Annotated in this window: 1 pseudogene; it reads right to left on the bottom strand. The window is 68.2% G+C overall.

Going from position 1 to position 528, the window contains the following annotated elements:
- Positions 1-528: pseudogene (locus tag ACFPB1_RS27430) on the bottom strand (hypothetical protein); the annotation flags it as partial.

Raw genomic sequence — 528 nt, 5'->3', positions numbered from 1 at the left:
CGCGACCAGCCGCGGGGGCCCGAACGTCGTGCTCCCCGGCGGAGCCACCCGCAACCAGAACTTCATCCGCTCCGGCGGCTGGAAGTCGGTGGCGAGGTCGTTGTCCTGCTCCCAGGTGACGTAGGTGCTGCCGTCCGGCGCGATCGTCACGTCCCCGAACTGGATGCTGGGCTGGTCGCCGCTGATCAGGATCGGGCTCGAGCAGCTGAACGACAGGTCGCACCGGACCGCCTTGATGCTGTTGGAGGTGTAGTCGCCCGTGCAGCCGACGTCGGGGCAGACGAACTCCGTGTACACCACCCACACCTGGTGGTTGTCGGCGTGGATCCAGGGCTTGTCCAGGAACACGTGCGGGTCGTCGGACTTCACGACGACCTTGCGGTCCGGCCAGCACGACGGGTCCGTGCCGCCACCGCAGGAGGCCAGCGTCGCCGGCGTGCTCTTGTAGAGCCCGATGCCGTTGGGGAAGAACGTCGACGGGTCGTAGTTGAGGTCCCCCGCGAGCAGCGTGCAGTTCGGAGTGGCCAC

Source organism: Paenibacillus sp. GCM10023250, from assembly GCF_042653205.1.
Taxonomy (GTDB): domain Bacteria; phylum Bacillota; class Bacilli; order Paenibacillales; family Paenibacillaceae; genus Paenibacillus_Z.
The sequence above is the reverse complement of the archived record's forward strand: the minus strand, read 5'-3'. Positions and strand labels throughout refer to the sequence as shown.